General features: G+C 36.1%; 17 protein-coding genes. 12 read left to right on the top strand and 5 right to left on the bottom strand.

Going from position 1 to position 23,397, the window contains the following annotated elements; translation table 11 throughout:
- Positions 1–79 precede the first annotated feature (79 nt).
- Entirely contained in the window at positions 80–853 is a 774-nt protein-coding gene (locus ACFSJT_RS12445; RefSeq protein ID WP_378320606.1) for a hypothetical protein, read from the bottom strand.
- A gap of 194 nt (positions 854–1,047) precedes the next feature.
- On the opposite strand from ACFSJT_RS12445, the gene ACFSJT_RS12440 reads away from it, so the two are divergent.
- Complete coding sequence (locus ACFSJT_RS12440; RefSeq protein ID WP_378320605.1) at positions 1,048–2,187, top strand: Mrp/NBP35 family ATP-binding protein; 1,140 nt, start codon at positions 1,048–1,050, stop codon at positions 2,185–2,187.
- A 3-nt stretch (positions 2,188–2,190) separates the two neighbouring features.
- A complete protein-coding gene (locus ACFSJT_RS12435; RefSeq protein ID WP_378320604.1) occupies positions 2,191–2,430 on the top strand; it encodes a NifU family protein in 240 nt (79 codons plus the stop codon).
- 215 nt (positions 2,431–2,645) lie between these two features.
- On the opposite strand, the gene ACFSJT_RS12430 is transcribed toward ACFSJT_RS12435, so the two are convergent.
- The 4 genes from ACFSJT_RS12430 to ACFSJT_RS12415 form a co-directional block, all read right to left on the bottom strand.
- Entirely contained in the window at positions 2,646–3,542 is an 897-nt protein-coding gene (locus ACFSJT_RS12430) for a metallophosphoesterase (protein ID WP_378320603.1), read from the bottom strand.
- Positions 3,543–3,726: 184 nt separating this feature from the next.
- Positions 3,727–5,154, bottom strand: coding sequence for a tagaturonate reductase (locus tag ACFSJT_RS12425; protein ID WP_378320602.1), 1,428 nt, complete (start codon positions 5,152–5,154; stop codon positions 3,727–3,729).
- A gap of 12 nt (positions 5,155–5,166) precedes the next feature.
- On the bottom strand, positions 5,167–6,627 hold the full coding sequence (gene uxaC, locus ACFSJT_RS12420; RefSeq protein ID WP_378320601.1) for a glucuronate isomerase: 1,461 nt from the start codon (positions 6,625–6,627) through the stop codon (positions 5,167–5,169).
- A gap of 9 nt (positions 6,628–6,636) precedes the next feature.
- Complete coding sequence (locus ACFSJT_RS12415; RefSeq protein WP_378320600.1) at positions 6,637–7,665, bottom strand: LacI family DNA-binding transcriptional regulator; 1,029 nt, start codon at positions 7,663–7,665, stop codon at positions 6,637–6,639.
- A gap of 343 nt (positions 7,666–8,008) precedes the next feature.
- On the opposite strand from ACFSJT_RS12415, the gene ACFSJT_RS12410 reads away from it, so the two are divergent.
- The 10 genes from ACFSJT_RS12410 (at position 8,009) to ACFSJT_RS12365 (ending at position 23,391) form a co-directional block, all read left to right on the top strand.
- Complete coding sequence (locus ACFSJT_RS12410) at positions 8,009–10,876, top strand: TonB-dependent receptor (RefSeq protein WP_378320599.1); 2,868 nt, start codon at positions 8,009–8,011, stop codon at positions 10,874–10,876.
- 5 nt (positions 10,877–10,881) lie between these two features.
- Entirely contained in the window at positions 10,882–12,396 is a 1,515-nt protein-coding gene (locus ACFSJT_RS12405) for a hypothetical protein (RefSeq protein ID WP_378320598.1), read from the top strand.
- Between the two features lie 120 nt (positions 12,397–12,516).
- Complete coding sequence (locus tag ACFSJT_RS12400; protein ID WP_378320597.1) at positions 12,517–13,878, top strand: glycoside hydrolase family 28 protein; 1,362 nt, start codon at positions 12,517–12,519, stop codon at positions 13,876–13,878.
- Positions 13,879–13,882: 4 nt separating this feature from the next.
- Complete coding sequence (locus tag ACFSJT_RS12395; RefSeq protein WP_378320596.1) at positions 13,883–15,136, top strand: beta-L-arabinofuranosidase domain-containing protein; 1,254 nt, start codon at positions 13,883–13,885, stop codon at positions 15,134–15,136.
- Positions 15,137–15,177: 41 nt separating this feature from the next.
- On the top strand, positions 15,178–16,578 hold the full coding sequence (locus ACFSJT_RS12390; RefSeq protein WP_378320595.1) for a glycoside hydrolase family 28 protein: 1,401 nt from the start codon (positions 15,178–15,180) through the stop codon (positions 16,576–16,578).
- Positions 16,579–16,581: 3 nt separating this feature from the next.
- Entirely contained in the window at positions 16,582–17,874 is a 1,293-nt protein-coding gene (locus ACFSJT_RS12385; RefSeq protein WP_378320594.1) for a mandelate racemase/muconate lactonizing enzyme family protein, read from the top strand.
- A gap of 21 nt (positions 17,875–17,895) precedes the next feature.
- Positions 17,896–19,770, top strand: coding sequence for a glycoside hydrolase family 2 protein (locus tag ACFSJT_RS12380; protein ID WP_378320593.1), 1,875 nt, complete (start codon positions 17,896–17,898; stop codon positions 19,768–19,770).
- Between the two features lie 15 nt (positions 19,771–19,785).
- Positions 19,786–20,730 carry a hypothetical protein gene (locus tag ACFSJT_RS12375; protein WP_378320592.1) on the top strand — a complete coding sequence of 315 codons (945 nt, stop codon included), beginning with the start codon at positions 19,786–19,788 and terminating at the stop codon, positions 20,728–20,730.
- A gap of 124 nt (positions 20,731–20,854) precedes the next feature.
- Positions 20,855–21,805 carry a hypothetical protein gene (locus ACFSJT_RS12370; RefSeq protein WP_378320591.1) on the top strand — a complete coding sequence of 317 codons (951 nt, stop codon included), beginning with the start codon at positions 20,855–20,857 and terminating at the stop codon, positions 21,803–21,805.
- A 14-nt stretch (positions 21,806–21,819) separates the two neighbouring features.
- Entirely contained in the window at positions 21,820–23,391 is a 1,572-nt protein-coding gene (locus tag ACFSJT_RS12365) for an arylsulfatase (RefSeq protein ID WP_378320590.1), read from the top strand.
- Positions 23,392–23,397 lie beyond the last annotated feature (6 nt).

The raw sequence follows: 23,397 nt of genomic DNA, 5'->3' as shown, positions 1-23,397 counted from the left end.
AAGCGTCAGTCTCATATTTTTCTGTTACTAGGTCGAGAGTAGGTAAACAAGTTGAAAATTTAAAGTGTAAAATTTGCTATTAAAAAGAAACTCCTACGCCTACAGAAAACATAGAAAAATCTGGATCACCTATTTTAAGAAACTCATATCCTCCAGAGAATATATAACGCTTATAATGATAATTTAATCCTGTAGAATATGATTGTATTGTACCACCATTAAAAGACCAATATAGATTGGTTTCGAAACTCATAGGTTGAATAAAAAAATATTCAGCCCCAATGCCTGCAGATAATCCCCAATCTGATATATTATCCTCCAAAAAATTAGCCCCTAACCCGATCCAAGTATCAAATCGCTCCTCATGTATCCAATAATATTTTAATAATCCTGTAGTTATGGCCAGAGAGTTATAACCAAAATTAGTATTGTTTTCCCAGAGTTGTAAATAATCAATCTCTAAGCCAAATCCGTCTGCACTTCTTACTCCAATATTTAGATGATTTCCATACAGTTTAGGATTTTCGAAGATAAATCTATTCAAAATTTCAACTCTGAAATTCTTTGTTATGGTATCAGGAGCGAAATAGACATAGTTTCCTGGTTTTGTACTTTTGAAGTAAGGATATTTAGTCACTTTTTTGTGAGATACATAATCGGTATCATTAGAGGAACCATCTGGGAATAACGAAGAAATGAATCCGAAAGCATCCAATAAAATGTAGCTATCGTCGTCAGGTATTGGTTGATTATTAACTTTTAAACTTTTCTTAGCTTTTTCTAATTTGCTTTGAGTATATCCATGATTACAGATAAAGAGAAATGGAAATAAAATTAGAAAGATCCGGTTCATTAGGTTATTTTCAGAAAGTCAAAATAGCTCAGGATCACAAATCGTACCATTCTATATTTAAGACGTATTATGAATAGCGATACTGCTATAGATCATTTCGATTTAGGAGCTTTATAATGTTAACTTTTCAACTTATCTTTGTTTTTTGGAAGAAATCAAGATAGATTTCATTTTTGCAGATAAGAAAAATACCTATGAAGTTAGAAAAATCGGATATATTAAAAGCACTAGAAACAATCTCTGTAGCTGGAGAAGGAAAGAATATGGTCGAAAGTGGTGCCGTTAAAAATATAATCACCTTTGGAGACGAAGTCATTGTTGATTTAGTATTATCGACTCCTGCGTTGCATATACGTAAACGTGCCGAAGTAGATGTTATGAAGGCGATTCATGAGAAAGTATACGAAAAGGCAAAAGTGAAAGTAAATATCAAAGTCGAAGCTCCTGAAAAGCCAGACCTAAAAAACTCGATCAAAGGCAAACCAATTCCTGGAATTACTAATATTGTAGCAGTAGCCTCTGGTAAAGGTGGGGTTGGTAAATCTACGGTAACTTCTAACCTGGCTGTAACTCTTGCCAAAATGGGATTTAAAGTTGGGCTTCTGGACGCAGATATTTATGGTCCATCGGCTCCAATAATGTTCGATGTAGAGCAAGAACGACCTCTTTCGGTAAAAGTAGGTGATAAATCGAAGATGAAACCAATAGAGAATTATGGAGTAAAAATATTGTCGATAGGATTTTTCACGCAGCCTAATCAAGCTGTGGTTTGGAGAGGGCCTATGGCTGCAAAAGCATTAAATCAAATGATTTTTGATGCAGCATGGGGAGAACTGGATTTTCTACTTGTAGACTTACCTCCAGGTACAGGGGATATTCATTTGTCAATTATGCAGTCTTTACCAATAACCGGGGCTGTGGTAGTAAGTACTCCCCAAAATGTGGCACTGGCCGATGCTAGAAAGGGAGTTGCTATGTTTCAGCAGGATAGTATTAATGTACCTGTATTAGGGATTATTGAAAATATGGCGTATTTCACCCCAGAAGAGCTTCCTAACAATAAATATTATATCTTTGGTAAAGAGGGAGCTAAATATTTGGCCGAAGATCTAGAGGTTCCGTTTTTGGGTGAGATTCCTTTAGTCCAAAGCATTCGTGAAGCGGGAGATGTTGGAAGACCTGCAGCGTTACAAACGGCTACTCCTATTGAAAAGGCCTTTGAAGAATTAACAAAGAATGTAGTTCAAGAAGTAGTTGACAGAAATGAGAGTTTACCTCCAACTGAAGCAATTAAAATAACAACAATGGCAGGATGTTCTGCTGTAAAAAAATAACGAATGACTTCTGAAGAATTAAGAATAAATGTAGAAAAAGCCCTAGATGAAATCAGGCCTTTTTTGGAGAGTGACGGAGGTAATATTTCTTTGGTTGCTATTGAGGACGATAAAAGGGTTAAGGTACAACTAGAGGGTGCATGTGTGGGTTGTAGCGTAAATCAAATGACACTAAAATCTGGTGTTGAAATGACCATCAAAAAATACGCTCCGCAGATTGAAGAAGTCTTGAATATAGAGTGATTCTTACAACCATTGATGTAATCTTTTAACTTGATCGTTTTTTTAACCCAAATAAAGAGTGTAATTAAGGAATTCTTAAAATAATGAAGTGATAGGATGATCCAACTCTCTCCAAAAGTTAAAATTCCTAGAAAAATGAAATACGATATAAGATTGTGCCGTATTGGAATGTGATCTATTATATATTGTGTAGTATCCCTAAATGATAAGTCTACTTACTCTGTAATAAAATCGGTAAGCTTTCTTGGACCTTCAAGTACGGACCTTACGATTCTTAAGATACCGTCTTCGGTAGTTGAGATTTGCCATTTAATTAGTGCAATAGTCCCATGATCAATTTCTATTCCGGTAATACACCTTGGATGTACACAACTTCCATCATTAAAAAGTGCTGTACCGCCAGGCTCAGGAAATCTTGGGCGATGAGTATGCCCCATGACCGTAAGTTTATTCTTCTGCTTTAGAATCCATTTTTTTATTCTTCGCTCTACACGTATCGTTTCTTTGTAATTATGGGCAGGGCTGGTGGGATCTAAAATTCCTATGACTTGTAAAGGTCTCCATAAAATACGCACCAAAAATCTATGAATACGCCATCCATTATAATTCATAAAATCTGCCTGATGCCCATGCAATAGAAAAATTTCTTGCGATGTAATTTCATGTTTGAGTACGATGGCCTCTTCAAATGTGATACCCGGGAAAAGAGGAACTTCTTTATTCAGTTTATGATCAAGATAATAGCTAAGATGCTTTTTTACATAAGCTTTATCTCGATATACCATATCGTGATTCCCCCATATCATTTGTAATCTATTTTCTTTATAAAAAAGCTGAAGTAAATCATATACATCTTTGTGGGCTCGAAGCAACATACTAAAGTTTATATTTTCCCAGAGTTCATCGCCATCACCAAGTTCGTAATACGTAAATCCTTCTTTGTAGTAATGCTTTAATGCATGAATGTAAATGTTTCTATTGTTTGCAAATTCATCTGCAAAGCTATTGTCCCCTCTATGACAGTCACTAAAAAGAATGAATTTGGATGTATTATCAAACGGAATTACTTTGGCATTTTTATAAGCACGATCCAGACGAGATTGAGAAGACATTAACTTATGTTTTCAGTAAATATACAATACAAAACCATTTTAGAAAATACATGCAAATAATAAACCGTTAATAAATAAAAAGACTCCCTAGATTAGAGAGTCTTTTCAGAAACATGCGAATTGACGTATGAGTTTACAAAATCGTTAAGATTAATTAATCCGCTATTAGGGTAAGTAGCATGATTTATTTTGTATTAGTTATTATTTCAGTTTTTAAAATTTCTTGAATCTCGCCTACAATTTGTTTCTGCAATCCATAGATCTTGGTCAAATCCATTTCCCAAAAAACCGTATTAGAAAGTACTTGATTTACTATATGATTAGTATCTGAGGTTTCCCATAGGATTGCAAAAAAATCTATAATAGCTTTATCATCTTGTAAAGGAATCCTTTTTTCATTGAAATGACCTCGATAGAACACAATAAGATGAGCAAAAGAACTTACAAGACCTTTAGGGAGCTTATTTTTTCTTTCATAATAAACAAGTAATGAGGGTACTACTCGCACTTTAAACTTTGCTATCGAATTGAGGGAAATGCTAAGTAATTTGTGTTTAATAAAGGGATTCTTAAACCGTTCAATCACAGAATTTGCATAGACTCTCAATTCTTCTTCCGGAAGATCTATTGTGGGTATAATTTCATCAAAAATTAGTTGTCTTATAAAGTGCTCGATTTTCGGGTTATCAAATATTTCGTTTACGGTTTCTAATCCCTTCAGATAGCCATAAGTAGCTATCGCAGTGTGCGCACCGTTTAGAATTCTTACTTTTCTGGTTTTATATATAGATAAATTAGTCACAAATTTAACTTCTAATCCAGCTTTTTCGACGGGAAATACATTCTTGACGTTACCTTGATCTTCTATTATCCATGAATGGTAAGGTTCTGCCGTTACCACCATGTCATCTGTAAATCCAATGTTTTCTTGAATTTCTACAATTCGATCTCTAGGAAACCCCGTAACAATTCGATCTACCAAGGTGTTACAAAACATCGTATGATCATCAAGCCAAATTTTAAATCGGCCGGGAAGCTTCCACAGATTGGCATAACGCAAGATTATCTCTTTGAGCGTATCTCCATTATAGTCAATGAGTTCGCAAGGCAGAACAATGAGTTTTTTATTATTAGCTTCTTTAAAATGTAAAAAGCGGTAATATAGAAATGCAGTTAATCTACCTGGAAACGAATTAGGTAAGGTGTTATAATCAATATCATTGGGGTCAAAAATAATACCAGCTTCTGTTGTATTCGAAATGATAAATTCGAGATCTGGATTCTTACCCATTTTGAGGAAAGCTTTATAATCGTCATTAGGATTAAAAACTCCTCGCACACTCTTTACAATTCTTATTTGTTGAAGCTTTTTACCATTTTGCAATCCTTCTAAAAGCACATGATAAAGACCCTCTTGCCTGTTAATTTTTGCAGCAAGCCCGTTATCATTGGATTCAATAATTTGAATATCTCCATTAAAATCTGTTTTTTCATTTAGAATATCGATCACCCAATCGGCAAAACCGCGTAAAAAGTTCCCTTTCCCAAATTGTAGTACCTTGATGGGTCTTCTGGAGATAGAATTTGATGTATCTCTGTTTAACTTTTTCATAGCCTAACGTCTTTAAAAACCGAAATATTCTTTCGCATTGTTATAACAGACATCACTTATAATCTTGCCTAGCCATTTTTCATCAGCTGGAAGTTCTCCGTTTTCTACATCTTGTCCAATAATATTGCAAAGAATCCGTCTAAAATATTCATGTCTGGGAAAAGACAAAAAACTGCGCGAGTCGGTCAACATTCCTATAAAGCAGCTTAAAAGTCCTAGATTAGAAAGCGAGTTGATTTGTTTTTCCATACCATCTTTTTGATCTAGGAACCACCAAGCCGAGCCAAATTGTATTTTACCTTTTACGCTTCCGTCATTAAAGTTACCTGTCATAGTAGCCATAACTTCATTATCTGCAGGATTAAGATTGTAAATAATAGTTTTGGTTAACTGATTAGTGGTATCAAGCGCATTCAGAAATTTACTCAGCGTAGCGGCTTGAGAAAAATCTCCAATAGAATCAAAACCCGTATCAGGTCCAAGCTGAGCAAGCATTCTTTGATTAGTATTTCTTAAAGCACCTAGATGAAACTGTTGAGTCCAGCCTTGGGCATGATACATTCTGCAGAGATGAAGTAACGTCTCGAATTTAAAATAATTAGTTTCTTGATGGTCTAAAGACTTCTTATTTTTAAGTTTGTTGAAAAGAATATCTATATCATAAGTTCCGAGCTCAAAATAATATAATTGTTCCAGGCCGTGATCAGAGAGACATCCTCCGTGTTTATGGAAATAAACAATTCTATCATTAAGCGCAGCTATCAGATCCTGGTATGAGTCAATATTAATGTCCGAAACATCACCTAACTTTTCAAGATAATCCAAATATTCTAAGGGATTTTCAACTGTGTATGCTTTATCTGGTCTAAAGGTTGGTAAAAGCTTAGAGTTAATTTTATTTTTTTTTGCTTTTTGATGATGGATTAGTTCGTCAATTGGGTCATCGGTTGTACATACTACTTCAACATTCATTTGGCGTAAAAGACCATTGGTACTATGACTTTTCTGTTGTAATACGGCAGAGGTTTTTTCATATATTTCAACTGCATTTTCTTTACAGAGTAATTGATCAATATCAAAATAACGTTGAAGTTCTAGATGCGTCCAATGAAATAATGGGTTTCTTATGGTATAAGGTACGGTTTCTGCCCATTTTCCAAATTTCTTGATATCAGATGCATCACCGGTAATGAATTTTTCATCTACACCCAGTGTGCGCATCGCTCTCCATTTATAATGGTCGCCAGCTAGCCATGCCTGAGAACAATTTTCAAATTGTTTATCATTGGCTATTAACTCTGGAGAAAGATGACAATGATAATCTATTATGGGAAGATTTTTTGCATGATTATAATATAGTTTTTTAGAAAATTCACTTTGTAGGAGAAAATCAGGAGACATAAAACCGTTTGACGATACGTGCAATCGATTGTCTTTCTTTTTAAAACTTCTTATTTTTGAATTTTGATCCATAGTTGCTTTCTATTTGCCCTTCTTGAGTGAAGAAGCCCTTACAATGAGCTCGGGGTGTAATACGGTTTTTTGTGGGATAATTTTCTTTTTAGTAGAATTGAGAATTTCGAAAAATAATTCTGCAGCGGCTTGTCCCATTTCTATTGGGAATTGATCCACAGTAGTTAAAGGAGGGTCTGTAAAAGAAGTAAAAGGTTCGTTACTAAATCCTACAAGAGCAACTTCTTCTGGAATTTTTATGTTTTTTTCTTTCAAAACCTGCATAGCTCCCATTGCAGCGTAATCACTGGCAGAGAAAATAGCGTCAAATTCTTCTCCAGAAGCGATGAGTTGTTTTGTACATTCTCTCCCATCTTCAAGTTGCATATTGCCTTCGAGAACAAGGGATTTTTCAAAAGGAATATTATAATCTTTCAAAGCTTCTAAATATCCTCTATAGCGTTCTTTATATATATTAACTTTATGGTAGTTGGTTATATGCGCAATCTTCTTACAACCTTGCTTGATTAGGTGCTCAGTAGCCATATAGCCAGCAACAAAATCATCAATGACTACCTGACTGGTGCTTATCTCATTAGTCGTTCGATCAAATAAAACCAAAGGGATTCCCCGTTCGATTAACTCTTGATAATGACCAAATTGTTTTGTGTTCTTGCCTATGGATACCAATATTCCATCAACTCTCGCATTAATTAAAGCATTGAGGGTTGCTATTTCGTTATCGACATCTTCATTAGACTGACTAACCACTACGCGATAATCTAGCTTATTGGCTAACTCTTCTATTCCGCGAATAACAGAAGAGAAAAATGCTCTATTAATAGTTGGAACAATTACACCGATGAGTTGACTTTTTCCTTTTCTTAAAGCAGCCGCCAAATTATTTGGCTGATAGTTAAGGCTTCTAGCCATATCTAGTACTGTTTTCTTAGTAGCTTCACTTATCCTGGGGTTATTATTTAGGGCTCTCGAGACTGTCGAAGCGGTTATATTCAGCTTTTCAGCAATATCATGTATGGTAGTTTTCTTAGAGTTCATTAGGCGTAAAATACAAAAATCAAGTAGAAACCGTATAATTAAATGTACTAGTTATAATTTTTAATCAAAAATACAAATATCGTAAAATTATGTAATCGATTGCATAAAAACGATTATTTTCTAAAAAACAAAGTATTATTTCCATATAATATGTACGCTTTACTAATCTTTTTAACAAAAATAAAGGTTTTTAACAAAATTATTAGGTAATATTTGCATTTTTTAAGAATTATTTATAATATGCAATCGATTGCATAATGTTTTAGAATTTACATAAAAAAATTATAGGATGTAATTGATCAAGAAGGAAAACAAACAATTCTCAAATTTAATCTATGAAAACATGAATGAAATTACGAGACTTTACAAAAAAGTATTGATTCTGCTGATTAGTTTCGGACTTGTCCAGTCGGCTATTGCGGTAGAAAACACGTCAAAAATTGATGTCGTTGAGAGTTTACAACAAGAATATGCTACGGTTACAGGTAAAATTCTTGGTGACTCTGAAGATCCCTTGCCTGGTGTAAATGTGATTATTAAATCACTCAATTTAGGTGCTTCTACAGATTGGGATGGTTTATTTACTTTAGATAAAGTTCCTAAAGGAACTTATACTATTCAAGTATCCTATTTGGGTTTTGATACGTTTGAACAGGAAATTGAAATATCAGGAACTTCAGTTATAAATCTTGGAGACATTGTATTAAGACCCTCCACTAATGAGTTGGGAGAGGTCATTGTAACTGCCAATGTTGAAGGACAACAAAAAGCATACAACCTTCAAAGAACTTCAGATAATATAAAGACAGTGGTTTCGGCAGATCTGGTAAACCAGTTTCCAGATATTAATGTGAGTGAAGCTTTACAAAGAGTGCCTGGTGTGAATATTGAGCGTAATAATGGCGAAGGTGCCAATATAAGAGTGCGTGGTACTCCTAGAAACTTTACTACAGTTACAATTGATGGTGCTCAATTGCCCGTGACCGACGGAAATGGTGCTCGTACAGAATCATTAGATTTAATACCAGCAGAACTTCTTTCTTCTATGGAAGTTACAAAGGCTCCTACTCCTGATATGGATGGAGATGCTATAGGGGGTGCCGTAAATTTAATTACACCTACGGCTAGAAGCCGTAAAGGGACAATTAAAGGAACCATTGCAGGTGGATACGCTGATATTTTTGAAGAAGGAAGTCTAAGGACAAAACTAAAATTTGATAAGCGTTTTGCTGATGGTAAATTAGGAGTATTGGTAGGAGGAAGTTATTATAATACGGTTATAGGTGAAGAAAGATTTGAAACTCTATGGAGAGAAAGAAGAATTGGAGAGTCAAGCGATCCTAACAGTTTTAGAGCTACTGTTTTAGATGAACTTGAACTGCGCCCTCGTGAGAATGTAAGAACACGATTTGGAGTGAATACGACTATTGATTATAAATTTACCGAACGATCAAAGATTTTTGCTAAATTCATTTTAAACCGACTCGAGGATGAATCAGAAAGATATAGAATAAGATATAGGGCAAGAGGAGAATTCTTAGATCCATTGAATCCTGATATTGCAGGAGGACCTGATACCGATGCACGTTTTCGTAAAGATGTAGCAGATCAAATTGTGACAAGAGAGAACGTTACTTTTACCTTTGGAGGAGAACAGAATATAGGTTCATTTGGAAAATTAGATTATGGATATTCTGCTTCTCGATCAGAACGAATTCAAAATGTTGAGCGTTCTGTTTTCAGAAGGAGGGGAATCACCTATAGGATAGATCTTTCAGAACGGGATTTTCCACAATTCATTCCGTTGGATTTTGATCCAACAGATGCGACACAATTAGAATTCAGTGGATATCAAAGAGACGTACCTCAACTGACACAAGGTAATATACAAACTACATATTTTAATATGACTATACCTTATGTCCTAGGTACTAAAGCGAACGGGCAGATTAAATTGGGCGGTAAATTTCGTTTTCAAGAGAATTTAAGAAGAAGAGTCAACAGACAATATGGAGACTTCGACGGGGTTTACACTTTAGATCAGGTAATTGGTGACGATCAAGGATCAATTCTGGGAGGAAGATATAATCTTGGAGCTTTTCCATCACCTTCAAGGACTAGAAGACATTTTATTGACAATTTTGATCTGTACGAATTTGAAGAAGACAATGCATTTCAAAATGAGCAGAGAGACACTTTTGACCTCACTGAAGATGTTCAAGCAGGTTACATTCAAGGGAAAATTAATTTTAATAATTTGACAGTTTTGGCAGGGGTTAGATACGAAAATACTGATGCAGGGTATACTGCTATAAGGGTTATTGAAGAACTCAATGGTGATTTTTCTGCAGAACCTGCTTTTGGCTCTCCATCTTATGATTTTTGGCTACCTGGTATTCATCTAAAGTACACATTGACAGATCTTACTAATATTCGTTTATCATATAATAAATCTTTTGCAAGGCCAGATTTGTTTGATTTAGTGCCAAGAGAAAATAGAAATTTTGCTGGAGAAGTTCTAGAGAGAGGAAATCCTGATTTGCAACCCGCTTTATCCCAAAACTTCGATTTTCAAATAGAGCATTATTTCGCAACAGATGGTATCGCTTCGGGAGGAGTATTTTATAAAGATATAGACGATTTTATTTTTGACCAGATTTCTTTCGTAGACGGAGGTGCTTTCGATGGATGGCGACTGCAGGAACCTGTTAATGGAGAAAATTCGCAATTACTGGGAGTTGAAATCGCACTGTCAAAAAAATTCAGCTTTTTACCAGGATTCTTATCGGGCTTTGGAGTATATCTCAATTACACATATGTAAACAGCGAAAGTACCTTTGTGAGTTTTGACGAAGACACAGGAGAAGAGCTAAGAAGAGAAGACATCCCGTTTGTAGGACAAGCAGATAATACCTGGAATGCTGCCTTGTATTATGATAAGAAAAAATTTAGTGCCCGTTTGTCTCTTAATTATAATGATAGATCATTACTAAGTTTTTCAGACGATCCCGAATTTGATTTATTTCTTGAAGAACGTTACCAATTAGACGGAAATGCTTCCTACAAACTAAATGACCACCTTACCTTTTTCGTAGAGATGCAAAATTTATTAGACGATCCTGTTGTAGAATTTCAAAATATCAGGAGCCAGGTAACCAACTATGAATTATATGGTTGGACAGGTAGATTTGGTGTTAATTTCAAATTTTAATGATTATGAGAAAACATATTTTATATAAAGCATACATTTTGATTTTATGTACAGTTGTATTCACCTCGTGTGATAGAAATGATGACGAAAATTTTCCACCACCGGAATATAACAGTCCCGAAATTGAACTCACAGATAACAGTGCCGAATTGGGAGCTGGACAATTAATTAATATTAGTGCTTCAATCAACGCTTCAGTAGCGCTTACATCGTTACGAGTTACTGAAGGAAATTCCGTTATAGATCAGATAAATTATGATGGCGCAAGGGGCACTGACACCTATTCATTTCTATTTCAAATACCTACAGATTGGTTGGGTACTACCAGAGATATTAATTTTTTAATTACTGATCGTCTAAATCAAACTGATACTGCTACTTTTTCGGTTACCGTATCTGAAATTATTCCGCAGTACACGATAGAAGACGTAACTATAGAGGGTCAGACGTATAAAGAGATAAATGGGATTATCAACTTTAATGAAACACTGACCAATGATAACCTTTATCTGCTAGATGGTGAAGTTTCGGTAGGGCAGTCGACAACGTTGACTATCGAACCTGGGACCACGATCTACGGTAAGGACGCTTCCTCTAGACTTGATGTGAGAGAATTTGGAATGATTGTAGCAGATGGAACAGCAGAAGATCCCATTGTATTTACTTCTTTTAATACGGCGCCAGGACAATCTGGAAACCCTGCACATGGGGATTGGAGTGGGATTCAAATTAACGGAAGCGGCCAAGGTGACAATTCTGGTGTGATAAAGTATGTTCGTATTGAGTACGGAGGGAGTAATGATGACACTTTCCAGATTCAAAATGTTGGTGACCAGACTGTAATCGAATATGTTCAGGTATTTAAGTCTTTGGATAATGCATTTAGAGTTAACGAAGGAAATGTAAATATCAGGTATATCATAGCTACCGATTGCGAAGATGCAGGTATTCGTTTTGATGACATGTGGAACGGGCACGGCCAATTTTGGGTAGTGAACAGTATTTCCACGAGTAACGCTATCGAAGGTAGAGACGAATCAAATACGATATTGTCGAACATCACTATTACCGGTGTAGGATTTAACGATTCTTCTCAAGGTCCGGCAGGAAATGGTTTCAGAATAAGAAATAATGCAAAAGCTCGTATCTATAATAGTGTTGTAACAGGAGTGGATCGATCAATAAGGTTTAGCGATGGATCAGAGGCTTTTACTACTACAGGAGAAAATATTTTCAGTAATTCGGCCTCATTTAGTAATGATGAGGATAGCGGAACAGGGTTTCATAGTTCTGCAGATCTTTTTAACCCTACTGATGGTGATTATGACCCTACTTTCAATAATTCTATCGCATCATTCCAAATTGAAAATTCTTATGTAGGAACTTCAACCGTAAATTCTCGTGAAGCCGGACCATTAAGCTCGTTCTTCGAGAATGTAAATTACATAGGAGCTGTTCCTGCAGATAATGATTGGACTTTAGGTTGGACACGTAATATTGATGGAAATATAAGAGAATAATCTTAAAGCTTAAATAACTTTTTAAAAGTGTTTCATATTAGTTTGTTTGAAAAGAGTTATTATCAAGCCTATTCTACAACGGATAGGCTGGTAGTAACTCATGCCAAAAAAAACAAGAGTATGAGATTTTTCATATTAACAATAACAGTGTTGATATCAATATCCTGTCAAATAAATAATGATCGTAGTTTTAATATTGTAGCATATGGAGCTATACCAGATGGAAAAACGTTAAATACAAAATCCATACAGGAAGCGATTGAGAAAGCAATTGAAAACAAAGGAAAAGTAATTATTCCCAAAGGAAAGTTTTATACAGGTAGTCTAACTTTAGGACCAAACATGACGCTCCAGTTAAACGAAGGAGCCGAGTTGATAGCTTCTTCAAATATGCAAAATTATTCAGGGCCTAATTTCATTTTTGCCCCAGATGCAGATAATCTTACCATAAGAGGGAAAGGAGTTATTAATGGAAACGGAGAATCTTTTTTTGACGAGCAATGGAATTACGATCAACGTCCGCGACCCTGGATTGTCATTCAGGACGCAAAGAATGTATCAGTTTCCGGAATTACTTTGGTGAATAGTCCATCTCATTGTTTGGTGTTCAATTTTTGTGAAGATGTAGCGGTTGATAGTCTTACCATCAAGAATCATCCAAGAAGCCCAAACACCGATGGAATCGATATTATAAACTCAAAAAACATACTGATCACCAATTGTATTATATCCACGGGAGATGATGCAATTTGTATAAAAAATAAAAGAAGTTCAAAATATTTTGAAAATGAAGCTCTTAACAGAAGTAGGTATACAGAAAATATTCTCGTAAAAAATTGTATTTTGGAGAGTGATGATGCGGCCCTCAAACTGGGAACAGGATCTTCTTATCATACCAGAAACTGTAGTTTTCAGGATGTTAGAATAAAAAACTCGCGTTATGGTATTGCTCTTTTTATGATGGATGGAGGGATATATTCTGATCTTAGTTTCAAAAATATAACTATCAAAACCGGAGGAAGACAAAAGGATGAATATGGTATATTCGTGGATACGCACAGAAGAGATAGCCTCTCAGCAATAGGAACTATAAAGAATATTAATTTCAAAGATATTGACATAACTACTAATGGTTTGCTATACTTCTCGGGTTATCCTGAAAAAGAAATTTCCAAAATCACTTTAGAAAATGTAAAGGTAACCGTACCCGATGCAGATAATACGATTACTGCCGGATGGAAAAAGCCAAAAGGCAATAAGAAAATCAAATACTGGAATAATACAGTAAGTTATATACAATCACCTGGTTCTATGATTGTAGCTCATGCCAAAGATTTTAAAATCAAAAATCTAATGATACATCATCAACAAGGAAAAATGGATCGTCATGGGATATATTTAATCGATGTAAAGGGATTGGATACTATGGATGTAAAGGGAAATACTTTATATAAAGAAAGCTTTGTATTTACAAAAAAGTAAACCGATGAAAATTAGAATTGCAGTTATACTTTCGATGAGTTTTATGATTCAGGCATGCGCTCAAAAGTCTACATTACCTTTGGATCTAGAATACAAAGAAAAAATAGTCAAATCATTAAATCAAGCTATACAACATACCAGTGAAGCCATGATTGACGAACACGGAATGGCCAAGGGTAATTATCATATCATTTCTGGAGAATGGAAAGAATATGAAGCCGCCTGGCATACCGGACAAGCTATTTATGGGTTGTTAGAAGCTTATGAAGTAACTGGCAATCAAAAAGCGCTTGATGTCGCTATTCGAGCTGGAAATTGGTGGGTGGGATTACAATTTCCTAAAGGCCATAAACTAGAAGGGTATCTTAATGCCAAACATGGAAATAAGCTTGGAGATTTGATCAATACCACAACGATTGCCGATGGTACTCCAGGTCTGTTCAATCTTACCGATATGACAAACGATAAAACATATGCAGATGTGGCTACCAGTGCTGGTGCATGGATTTTAGACCATCTATATATACCAGAAGAGAGACTTAGTTATAATATTGTAGATGGCAAAACAGGAGAAGTTTGGAAAGATCGTAGCCCTCATGCACAACACCAAGGCCTACCCCTCACTATTAAGCATGTAGCTAGACCCAATGCCGAAGGATATCTCTGGAGAGACATGTATACCCATACAGGGGAAGAACGCTATAAAAAAGCATTTCTGGAAATATGTAATAAACTAGTTGATGACCAATCCGAAAACGGTTGGTGGATGGATTTTGAACCTAATGATCCAGAAACGGGTAAAATTCATGGTCGATTTAATACTTGGAATGCCGAGGCATTAATTGAGGCCTACACCCTTACCAATGAACAAAAATATTTGGATGCCGCTGTCAAAACTGCCAGAGCACTTGCAGGTGTGCAGGATAGAACAGGAGTGATTTGGTATAGCAGTTATTTAGATAGTAATCACGACAAACGTAGCCCATGTGGTAGCGCAGCAAGCTTTGCAGGGATTTTGTGGTTGCAGTTATACGAACTGGGAATTACTGATTTTGAAGAAAATATTAAACGTGCATTGGATTTTACGTTAAAAAATCAATTCAGCGAAAATCACAAAGATCCTAATTTGGCAGGAGCTTATTACGAAATTCGTCAACGAGCCAAAAAAGACGGAACATTCCAGCTGTATTATCGGGATATAGCCACCAGTTTCGGAATGCGATTTTTAAGCGATGTGTACCAAAGTGCATACCAATAAGAAGATCGTCTTCTTATTGAGGTAAGTAAAAAACATATTTAATGAAAAAAATACTTCTCATACTTATTCTAATAATAACCATCTCTTGTAAAAAGAATCAGAAGGCAGAGCATAGTTTTGATGAAAATTATGCTCAGGCCAAAATAGATACCGCTTGGAATCATACCATGCCCGATATTTTGAAACAAATTGTTCCTCCTACATTTAAGGATACCACCTATTCAATTTCTGATACCCTTAATTTTAGAGAAACTATTAATAAAGTAATTGAGCAGGTATCTGTAAATGGCGGAGGAACTATAAGCGTGGCACCTGGGGATTACTTTGTAAAAGGTTCCATTTTTATGAAATCTAATGTGAATTTACACCTTTTGGAAGGTGTGGTTTTAAATTTTTCTCCAAATCCTTTGGATTATCTACCTGTAGTAAAAATGAGATGGGAGGGCACTTTTATTATGAATTACTCTCCCTTGATTTATGCCATTGAACAAGAAAATATAGCGATTACGGGTAAAGGGATAATCGATGGTCATTGTGAAGAAATCTGGGCATCCTGGAAACAAAAGCAAAAACCAGATAAAATGCGTGCCCGGCAAATGGGAAATGATAAAATACCATTAGAAGAGCGTGTATTTGGAGAAGAACATTTTCTACGCCCAACCGGAATCCAGTTTATCGAATGTAAAAATGTTCTGCTCGAAGATTTTACTATAAAAAGCACTCCGTTTTGGACCATCAATCCGATTCTTTCAGAAAATATTACCGTAAGAAGACTGAATATTCAACGCGGTATAACCAATGACGATGGTATTGATCCTGAAAGTTGCAAAAATGTATTGATTGAGCATTGTGTGATCAATACGCATGATGATTGTATTGCGATCAAAGCGGGTCGTGATCAGGATGGATGGCCGTATCCTCCTTCAGAAAATATCATTATCCGGAATAACGATTTTACCAATATTGTAGGGAGCGGATTTTGTATTGGTTCAGAAATGTCAGCAGGTGTACGCAATGTATTTGCCGAAAACAATATCCTTCGGGGTAGTGATAAGCATGCTTTTCAGTTCAAAAGCAATCCGGATCGTGGAGGTTTCATAGAAGAAGTGTATATGCGAAATATGCAGGTAAAGAATCCCGTTAAATATGGATTCGAATTTACCACAGATTATAAGGGATGGAGAGGCAATAAACATTTTGTGAAGTATAACAATTTTTACTTTCAAAATATAACACTAGAAGAAGCTTCAGAGATTTCTATAAAAATTAATGGCCGGGTTGAAGAAAATATTCATAAAATCTACATGGAAAATATTTCCGTGAAAAGATCCCCGGCTCCTGTAATTGCAAATCATACCAAAGACTTATTGCTAAAGAACATTTCCGTAAACGGAAAGATAATCAATGATCAAGATATCATTACAACTATTAAAAAGAAATAAGTAATGCTAGATAGACGAAAATTTCTGAAAAAGACGGCAACGGCAGGAGCTACTGCTTTTATTGTTCCTGCATTAGCTTGTGGTGATAGTACTAGGACCAACCTTGATAGAAATATTGCAAAAGGAAATGTCCCTTTAAGCAATCTGGAGAATGAGATAACAGGCCGTGTAAAAAAAACAATATCAAATCCCGTTGTAATCGACAAAATTGAAGTAGTCAAAACGAAATCCAGGGTTTTTATCAGAGTAACAGATAAAGAAGGAGAGTATGGAGTTACCCGAGTTAATGACAAGAGACTTTTTAGCACATTTACGATGTTCAAAAAGTTGATTGCTCCTTTTTTTCTAGGAAAGGATGCACGCGATATAGCTCACTACCCTTCAGAATTGCTCAGAATTGATCGTAATTACAAATATGTAGGTCTGCCTTTTTGGAATTCTGTAGGAATCATCGAAGTAGCAATTTGGGATCTATTAGGCAAAAAAGCGAATAAACCAGTTTACCAGTTTTTAGGAGAAAAAGTGCGAGATAATTATCCCGTATATATTTCTAGCCTTGACCGGGAAAATCCTATAGAAAACGAAACAGATTTAATTAAGCAAACCGCTGAAGCTACCGGAGCTACAGCTACAAAGATCAAGATTGGTGGACGAATGAAAAATATAGAACCTTACATTACAAGAACTAATCAATTCGTTCCTTATGTAAGGAAAACCATGGGAGACGATTTTACCATTTATGTTGATGGAAACAGCTCTTACACGGCCGAAGAAGCCATTGAAGTATTAAAAATGTTGGAAAGTTATGATGTCAAGTTCTTTGAAGAACCCTGCTACTGGCAGGATCTATGGTCTCACAAATTAGTAAAGGAATCGGCGACTACCTGTGCGATTGCCGGGGGAGAACAGGACAGCAGTGTAGACCAGTTTAGATTAATGTGCGAAATCAAGGCCATGGATATTTTGCAACCTGATGTTTTTTATGTAGGAGGTATGATTAGGGCATTAAAAGTTTCATATATCGCAAAAGAATACGGCATAGGGTTTACCCCACATTCACCCAAGGCTGGGCCAATGGCCGCGGCTCCTAATCAATTATTTGCAGTTTGCCCGGTACTTACAGGACACCAGGAATATAGGGTAATGGGCCACGAAAAGCAAAAAGACTGGCACACTCCGGTAGTTCCAGTCAATGGAAAGCTTCCCATCTTTGAAAAACCTGGTTTGGGGATAGAGTATAACGAGAAGATCTGGAAAAAGGAAGAAATAATTTGGAATAGTAAAGAAGAAATTTAAAAAACACAAAAAGTCGCTACAATGAAATTACTCAAAACTATTACTATTTTTTTTAGTTTTCTGTTATCTGTATATAATGTATCATCCCAACAAGAAAACCGATACCTTCCATTATTGCATAACGCTTATAATCGTCCGGCTACATTGCTCAATGGTAATTGGAAATTTGTAATTGATCCTTACGAAACAGGATATAGAAATCACCGAAATTGGACGCCTTTTGATCAGGCAGAATCCACAAAAGAATCCGCAAAACCCTATTATACCGATAAGCAGATGAAAAATAGATGGGACAGGATCGAATATAATTTTGAACTTAGTGATGAAATTGCCGTACCGGGAGATTGGAATTCGCAGAAGGAAAAGTTACAATATTATGAAGGCTCTCTATGGTACAGGACAAAATTTGATAATGAACTGCAAGAAGATAAAAGATTGATTCTCTATTTTGGAGCAGCCAATTATCAAACGGACGTGTATCTCAATGGAGTGAAAGTAGGACAACATCTTGGAGGTTATGACCCTTTCAATTTTGATATCACGCAGCTACTGAAATCTAAAGATAACTCACTAGTTGTTAGGGTTGATAACAGACGTGAGAAAAACAGAGTGCCAAATTTGACTACAGATTGGTGGAATTATGGCGGAATTACACGAAGTGTAAAGCTAATCGAGGTTCCTAAAACCTATATTCAGGATTACGCTATTCAGCTGGATAAAGATACTCCCGATAGCGTAAAAGGATACCTACAATTAGGAGGAGATCTGAAAACTCAGAAGGTAACGATTGAAATTCCCGAAGTGAAAATAAAAATAGAAGGAATGACAAATTCAGAAGGTAACTATGAGTTTGATTTTTCTGCCAAAAAATTAAAAAAATGGTATCCCAAAAGACCAAAATTATATGATGTCACCATAACTTCTGGAACGGATAAGATAACAGATCAAATCGGTTTCAGAACTATTGAAGCAAAAGGAGATGACATTCTTTTAAATGGAAAGTCTATTTTTCTTAGGGGAATTAGCCTTCACGAAGAAAACCCCTTGCGGAAAGGACGTGCCCACAGTATCGAGGATGCAACAATGCTTTTTGGATGGGCAAAAGAATTAAATTGTAATTTCGTTAGGCTAGCGCATTATCCCCATAACGAAAATATGCCTAGGTTAGCAGATCAATTGGGATTATTGCTTTGGGAAGAAATCCCGGTATATTGGGGGATCGATTACGAAAATCCGGTAGCTTTTAATCAGGCTAAGTCGCAACTCGAAACCCTCGTGCATCGTGATAAAAATAGAGCGAGTGTTATTGTTTGGTCTGTAGCCAATGAAACTCCAGAAGTCGAATCAAGATTAATCTTTCTTAAAAAACTTAAAGATATTGCATTAGCAATCGACGACACTCGTTTTATTAGTGCTGCGCTCGAAAGAGATGAAAAAAGTACAGCAAACACCGTAAAAATTCCGGATCCTTTTGCGGTAGACGTGGATATGCTCGCCTGTAATGAATATATTGGTTGGTACTCTGGTTTGCCAGCAAGATGTAGTGAAGTAACCTGGGATTTACCGTCAGATAAGCCATTCTTTGTGAGCGAATTCGGAGGTGGAGCTTTGTATAATTATCACGGAGATAAACTAACACGATGGACAGAAGATTACCAAAAATATCTGTACGAGGAACAAATCAAGATGCTTAAAAAGATTCCTACGCTAAGAGGCATGACTCCTTGGATTCTGGCAGATTTTAGATCACCACGTAGAAATCTCCCCATTATTCAGGATGGTTGGAATCGAAAGGGATTGATCTCTGATGGAGGTTTTAAAAAAGACGCATTTCATGTTTTAAAAGCATATTATGATGAAATGGAGAAAAAATATACTTATAAAGTAGATAACTAAAAATTTTTTTTAGCCATGTCAGAAAGAATAACACATATTGCAGTAGCTGAAGATTGTGCTAGATTAGTGAGTCTTGATCCCGAATTCAGCAAGACAATTTTGAATTGCATCCAAAAATTTCCAGAGGCTCTTAGGTTAGGAAGTGTAAGCCGATCAGGAGATAAGTTTATCCTTCCACTTTTAGAAAAATGGAGAGACGACTGGAAGAACGATGATCTCAGAAGCGAAAAAATGTCTTATGTTTTAGGTTGGTCCGGGCATCTGGCTGCAGATCGAATTTTTAAACCTATTTGTAGAATTACAAATCTCGATCACTATGTAGAAGAAAGGCCTTCGCCTTCAAATTCTGCAATTTATCACGATGTGGTCACTTTTACGCACGTTTTTGATCTTGGTACAGAAGAGCCTTTTCATCCTCATATTTTGAGTTATAACCTTTCTGAACATTCTGCATCACGTTATCTTCCTGTTAGCAAAATTGAAAAAGTTATTTCGGGCAAAATGATGGTAGATTTAGCACAGATTAAAACTTTTTTTCCTAAAACAGAAAAACAATGGAAGGAAGACTGGAAGAGCTTGAACCAGGAGAAGCAATCTTTTTATGTCGATTTGGATAGATATAGCAAAGCGTATTACAATGGAGATGCATATCTAATCAATAAATTAATCGAGGATCCTAATGTATATAATCCTAAGAATGAAATTATTCAGCTTGTACGGAATATAAAAAATAAGGAAACACCTAAATTTTCATTGGAAGAGGCTCTGGCTAAAGCAGAAAAACAAAGCCTGTATGCTCAGGCATTAAAACTGGGTCACCAGTTTATGAGAGCAGACAGTGATTTTTTTGAAAAGAAAATCAATATTGAGGTTGCTTCTAAAAGGCATAGAAGAGGAGAAAAACATAAGCAAAAACTTCAATACTACATTGATTTGGTAGAAAACCAGAACAAAAAGTAAACTGCCTCAGGGCAAGCCCAAGGGGCATTCGTTAGAAACCAATTTTTAATTTCGAGGCAAGCCCTGGTGTATTTTACCGTGTGGCGGAGCCAATATAGGTTCATAGAATTAAATAATACTAATTATGGAAAGAAGACAATTCATAGGAACTTCTCTAATCGCAGGCCTTGGGACTTTCTTGGTAAACCCCTCTGAATTATTTTCGGGTACGATCGTAGAACAAGTCAACCTGAGCCCAAATAATGACATTTCTCTATCTCCATTTTTATGGGGTGATGACCTACATAAAGTATTACAAGTATCTAATTTGGATAAAACGGTCAGGGAAGCATTACACCATAACTATGAATATTTTCAGCTAGGAATGGGATGGAAAGTTGGTTCTCAAGATCTATTAAAGATTATAGATTATCTAAAATACGAAATTAAGGAAAATCCTGAAAGTAAATGGTTTAGCCAAAAGATATCTTTATATTTTGGGTTGCTGGTAGGTAAGGCACATACTAAATTCATTCATAGTTCTTCTGAAACATCACAAGGTATTTCTGAAAAAGACATATACCGGGACTGTTATCTTATTAAAATGCTTCAAAACGCAGGCGAAGAAAAAAATCGAATCCCGATAACTAAGTCATTGAAAAAAGAGAGTTATGATTCGGTAAAGGAAGGTTTTCGTTTGATGAGAGAACGTAATTTACTTAGAATGCATACATACAAAGCTGAATTTTCAGATGCCGAAAAATGGATTGGAGACGTTATTGATTTGCATCATGAATCTGCAGATAATGACGAAAAATATGCTAAGATATATTGTAATCCTAATCCTGAGAAAATTGAAAAATACATTCTAACCCCTCAGTTTTACAATGAAGAGGATCTTATAATCAAAACAGCTAAAGATATACAAATGTTTACTATAGCTGGGCAGATAGATTTGAAACCAAGTCTTAACTCCGAGGCGAAGTCTCAGCATGCCAAGGCACTTCAAGAAGGCTGTAATCTGTCTTTTGCCTGCGGTGACTATTTAAAAAGTACTATTTCTAAAGACGCCTGGGGAAAAATACTAGGCGATTAACAAATCGAATTCTAATGATAAGAGAAATATCCCTAATATTGTTAGCCTTTCTTATTTTCTCGTGTAAGGAAAATAAAAAACAAATTCATGGGCAGTCAGAAAAAAAAGAGTTTCAAAAGCCCAATATTATCTTGATTCTGGCAGACGATATGGGTTGGTCAGATCTGGGTTGCTACGGAAGTGAAATTAATACTCCTGTATTAGATAGTCTGGCATACAACGGACTTCGGTTTACACAGTTTTATAATACTTCTAAATGCTTTCCTTCCAGAGCGGCTTTATTAACCGGTTTATATGCTCAGCAAGTCGGGGCAGGACGTACTTGGCAGAATACATGGAGAAATAGCACTACCATAGCAGCTTCTTTGAAAGAAGCGGGGTATATGACTTGGATGTCCGGGAAACATCACGGCGTAGACGTGCCGACAGACAAAGGATTTGATAAATATTACGGGCTACTTAGTGGCGCAGCTAATCAATTCAATCCGGGAGAAAGGCGTCCCGGAGAACCTAAGCCTGCTCAGAAACGTATTCGTCCTTTTTATGTAGACGGAAAACGTTATGAGCCCTACACACCAGACAGTACCTACTACTCTACCGATGCATTTACTACGGCAGCTTTAGATTGGATAGAAACCTCAGAAAAAGAGACAAAGCCTTTCTTTTTATATTTATCGTATACCGCACCACACGACCCGTTAATGGCTTGGCCTGAAGATATAGCAAAATACAGGGGAAAATACAAAGTCGGGTATGAGACCATTAGAATGCAACGTTTTGCAAAACAAAAAGAATTGGGATTGATCCCGCAAGATTTTAAACTTTCAGAACCAATATACGTACCTTGGGAGAGTCTATCTGAAAAAGAAAAGGATAAAGAAGATCTGAAAATGGCTATCTACGCTGCGATGATCGATCGGATGGACTATAATATTGGACGAGTACTTAATACGCTTAGATCACAGGAAAAATTACAAAACACAATAGTGTTGTTCCTTTCTGATAACGGTAGCAGTGCCGAGGTGGTTGAGATTCCCGGAAATGGAAATATAGGTACTGTAGGACAATGGACATCACTGGGTAGTGATTGGGCCAACGTGAGCAATACACCTTTTAGGATGTATAAAAATAATAGCTATGAAGGAGGAATTAATACCCCTGCGATTTTGAGCTGGCCAGAGATGAATTCAAAAGGAATGATCAATGATACATTTTACGGTCACTTCATTGATGTGTTTCCAACTCTATTGAAAGCTGCCGGGCATAGTTATCCAAAGAATGATACCATTTTTCCTTTAGAAGGTCTATCCTTTGCCCGTAATACATATCCTCCTCATATGAAAATGAGCGAAAAAGATAGATTGATGATCGACCGTCCGCTTTTTTTCGAATGGGCAGATGGTGCGGCAGTACGTAAAGGTAATTGGAAAATCGTCCGTGAAAAAACAGAGCAATGGGAGTTATATGACCTGTCTAGGGATGCCGGCGAAACATACAACCTGGCTGCTGTGATGCCCGATAAAGTATTAGAAATGAATGCTGCTTTTGAAGCCTGGCAGGAACGTGTTAATAAAGATAACCAATGAAACAAA

Origin of the sequence: Aquimarina celericrescens (genome assembly GCF_042682765.1) — a bacterium.
In the GTDB taxonomy this organism is placed as follows: Bacteria; Bacteroidota; Bacteroidia; order Flavobacteriales; family Flavobacteriaceae; genus Aquimarina; species Aquimarina celericrescens.
Note: the sequence above shows the minus strand (reverse complement) of the source record. Positions and strands in the feature narration are given on the sequence as shown.

Bases quoted from the DNA above. Each gene is read 5' to 3' on its own strand.
- ACFSJT_RS12400 (WP_378320597.1), top strand. From the start codon at position 12,517: ATGAGATTTTTCATATTAACAATAACAGTGTTGATATCAATATCCTGT.
- ACFSJT_RS12365 (WP_378320590.1), top strand. From the start codon at position 21,820: ATGATAAGAGAAATATCCCTAATATTGTTAGCCTTTCTTATTTTCTCG.
- ACFSJT_RS12410 (WP_378320599.1), top strand. From the start codon at position 8,009: ATGAATGAAATTACGAGACTTTACAAAAAAGTATTGATTCTGCTGATT.
- ACFSJT_RS12435 (WP_378320604.1), top strand. From the start codon at position 2,191: ATGACTTCTGAAGAATTAAGAATAAATGTAGAAAAAGCCCTAGATGAA.
- ACFSJT_RS12380 (WP_378320593.1), top strand. From the start codon at position 17,896: ATGAAATTACTCAAAACTATTACTATTTTTTTTAGTTTTCTGTTATCT.
- ACFSJT_RS12385 (WP_378320594.1), top strand. From the start codon at position 16,582: ATGCTAGATAGACGAAAATTTCTGAAAAAGACGGCAACGGCAGGAGCT.
- ACFSJT_RS12415 (WP_378320600.1), bottom strand. From the start codon at position 7,665: ATGAACTCTAAGAAAACTACCATACATGATATTGCTGAAAAGCTGAAT.
- ACFSJT_RS12425 (WP_378320602.1), bottom strand. From the start codon at position 5,154: ATGAAAAAGTTAAACAGAGATACATCAAATTCTATCTCCAGAAGACCC.
- ACFSJT_RS12375 (WP_378320592.1), top strand. From the start codon at position 19,786: ATGTCAGAAAGAATAACACATATTGCAGTAGCTGAAGATTGTGCTAGA.
- ACFSJT_RS12390 (WP_378320595.1), top strand. From the start codon at position 15,178: ATGAAAAAAATACTTCTCATACTTATTCTAATAATAACCATCTCTTGT.
- uxaC (WP_378320601.1), bottom strand. From the start codon at position 6,627: ATGGATCAAAATTCAAAAATAAGAAGTTTTAAAAAGAAAGACAATCGA.
- ACFSJT_RS12430 (WP_378320603.1), bottom strand. From the start codon at position 3,542: ATGTCTTCTCAATCTCGTCTGGATCGTGCTTATAAAAATGCCAAAGTA.
- ACFSJT_RS12445 (WP_378320606.1), bottom strand. From the start codon at position 853: ATGAACCGGATCTTTCTAATTTTATTTCCATTTCTCTTTATCTGTAAT.
- ACFSJT_RS12370 (WP_378320591.1), top strand. From the start codon at position 20,855: ATGGAAAGAAGACAATTCATAGGAACTTCTCTAATCGCAGGCCTTGGG.
- ACFSJT_RS12440 (WP_378320605.1), top strand. From the start codon at position 1,048: ATGAAGTTAGAAAAATCGGATATATTAAAAGCACTAGAAACAATCTCT.
- ACFSJT_RS12395 (WP_378320596.1), top strand. From the start codon at position 13,883: ATGAAAATTAGAATTGCAGTTATACTTTCGATGAGTTTTATGATTCAG.
- ACFSJT_RS12405 (WP_378320598.1), top strand. From the start codon at position 10,882: ATGAGAAAACATATTTTATATAAAGCATACATTTTGATTTTATGTACA.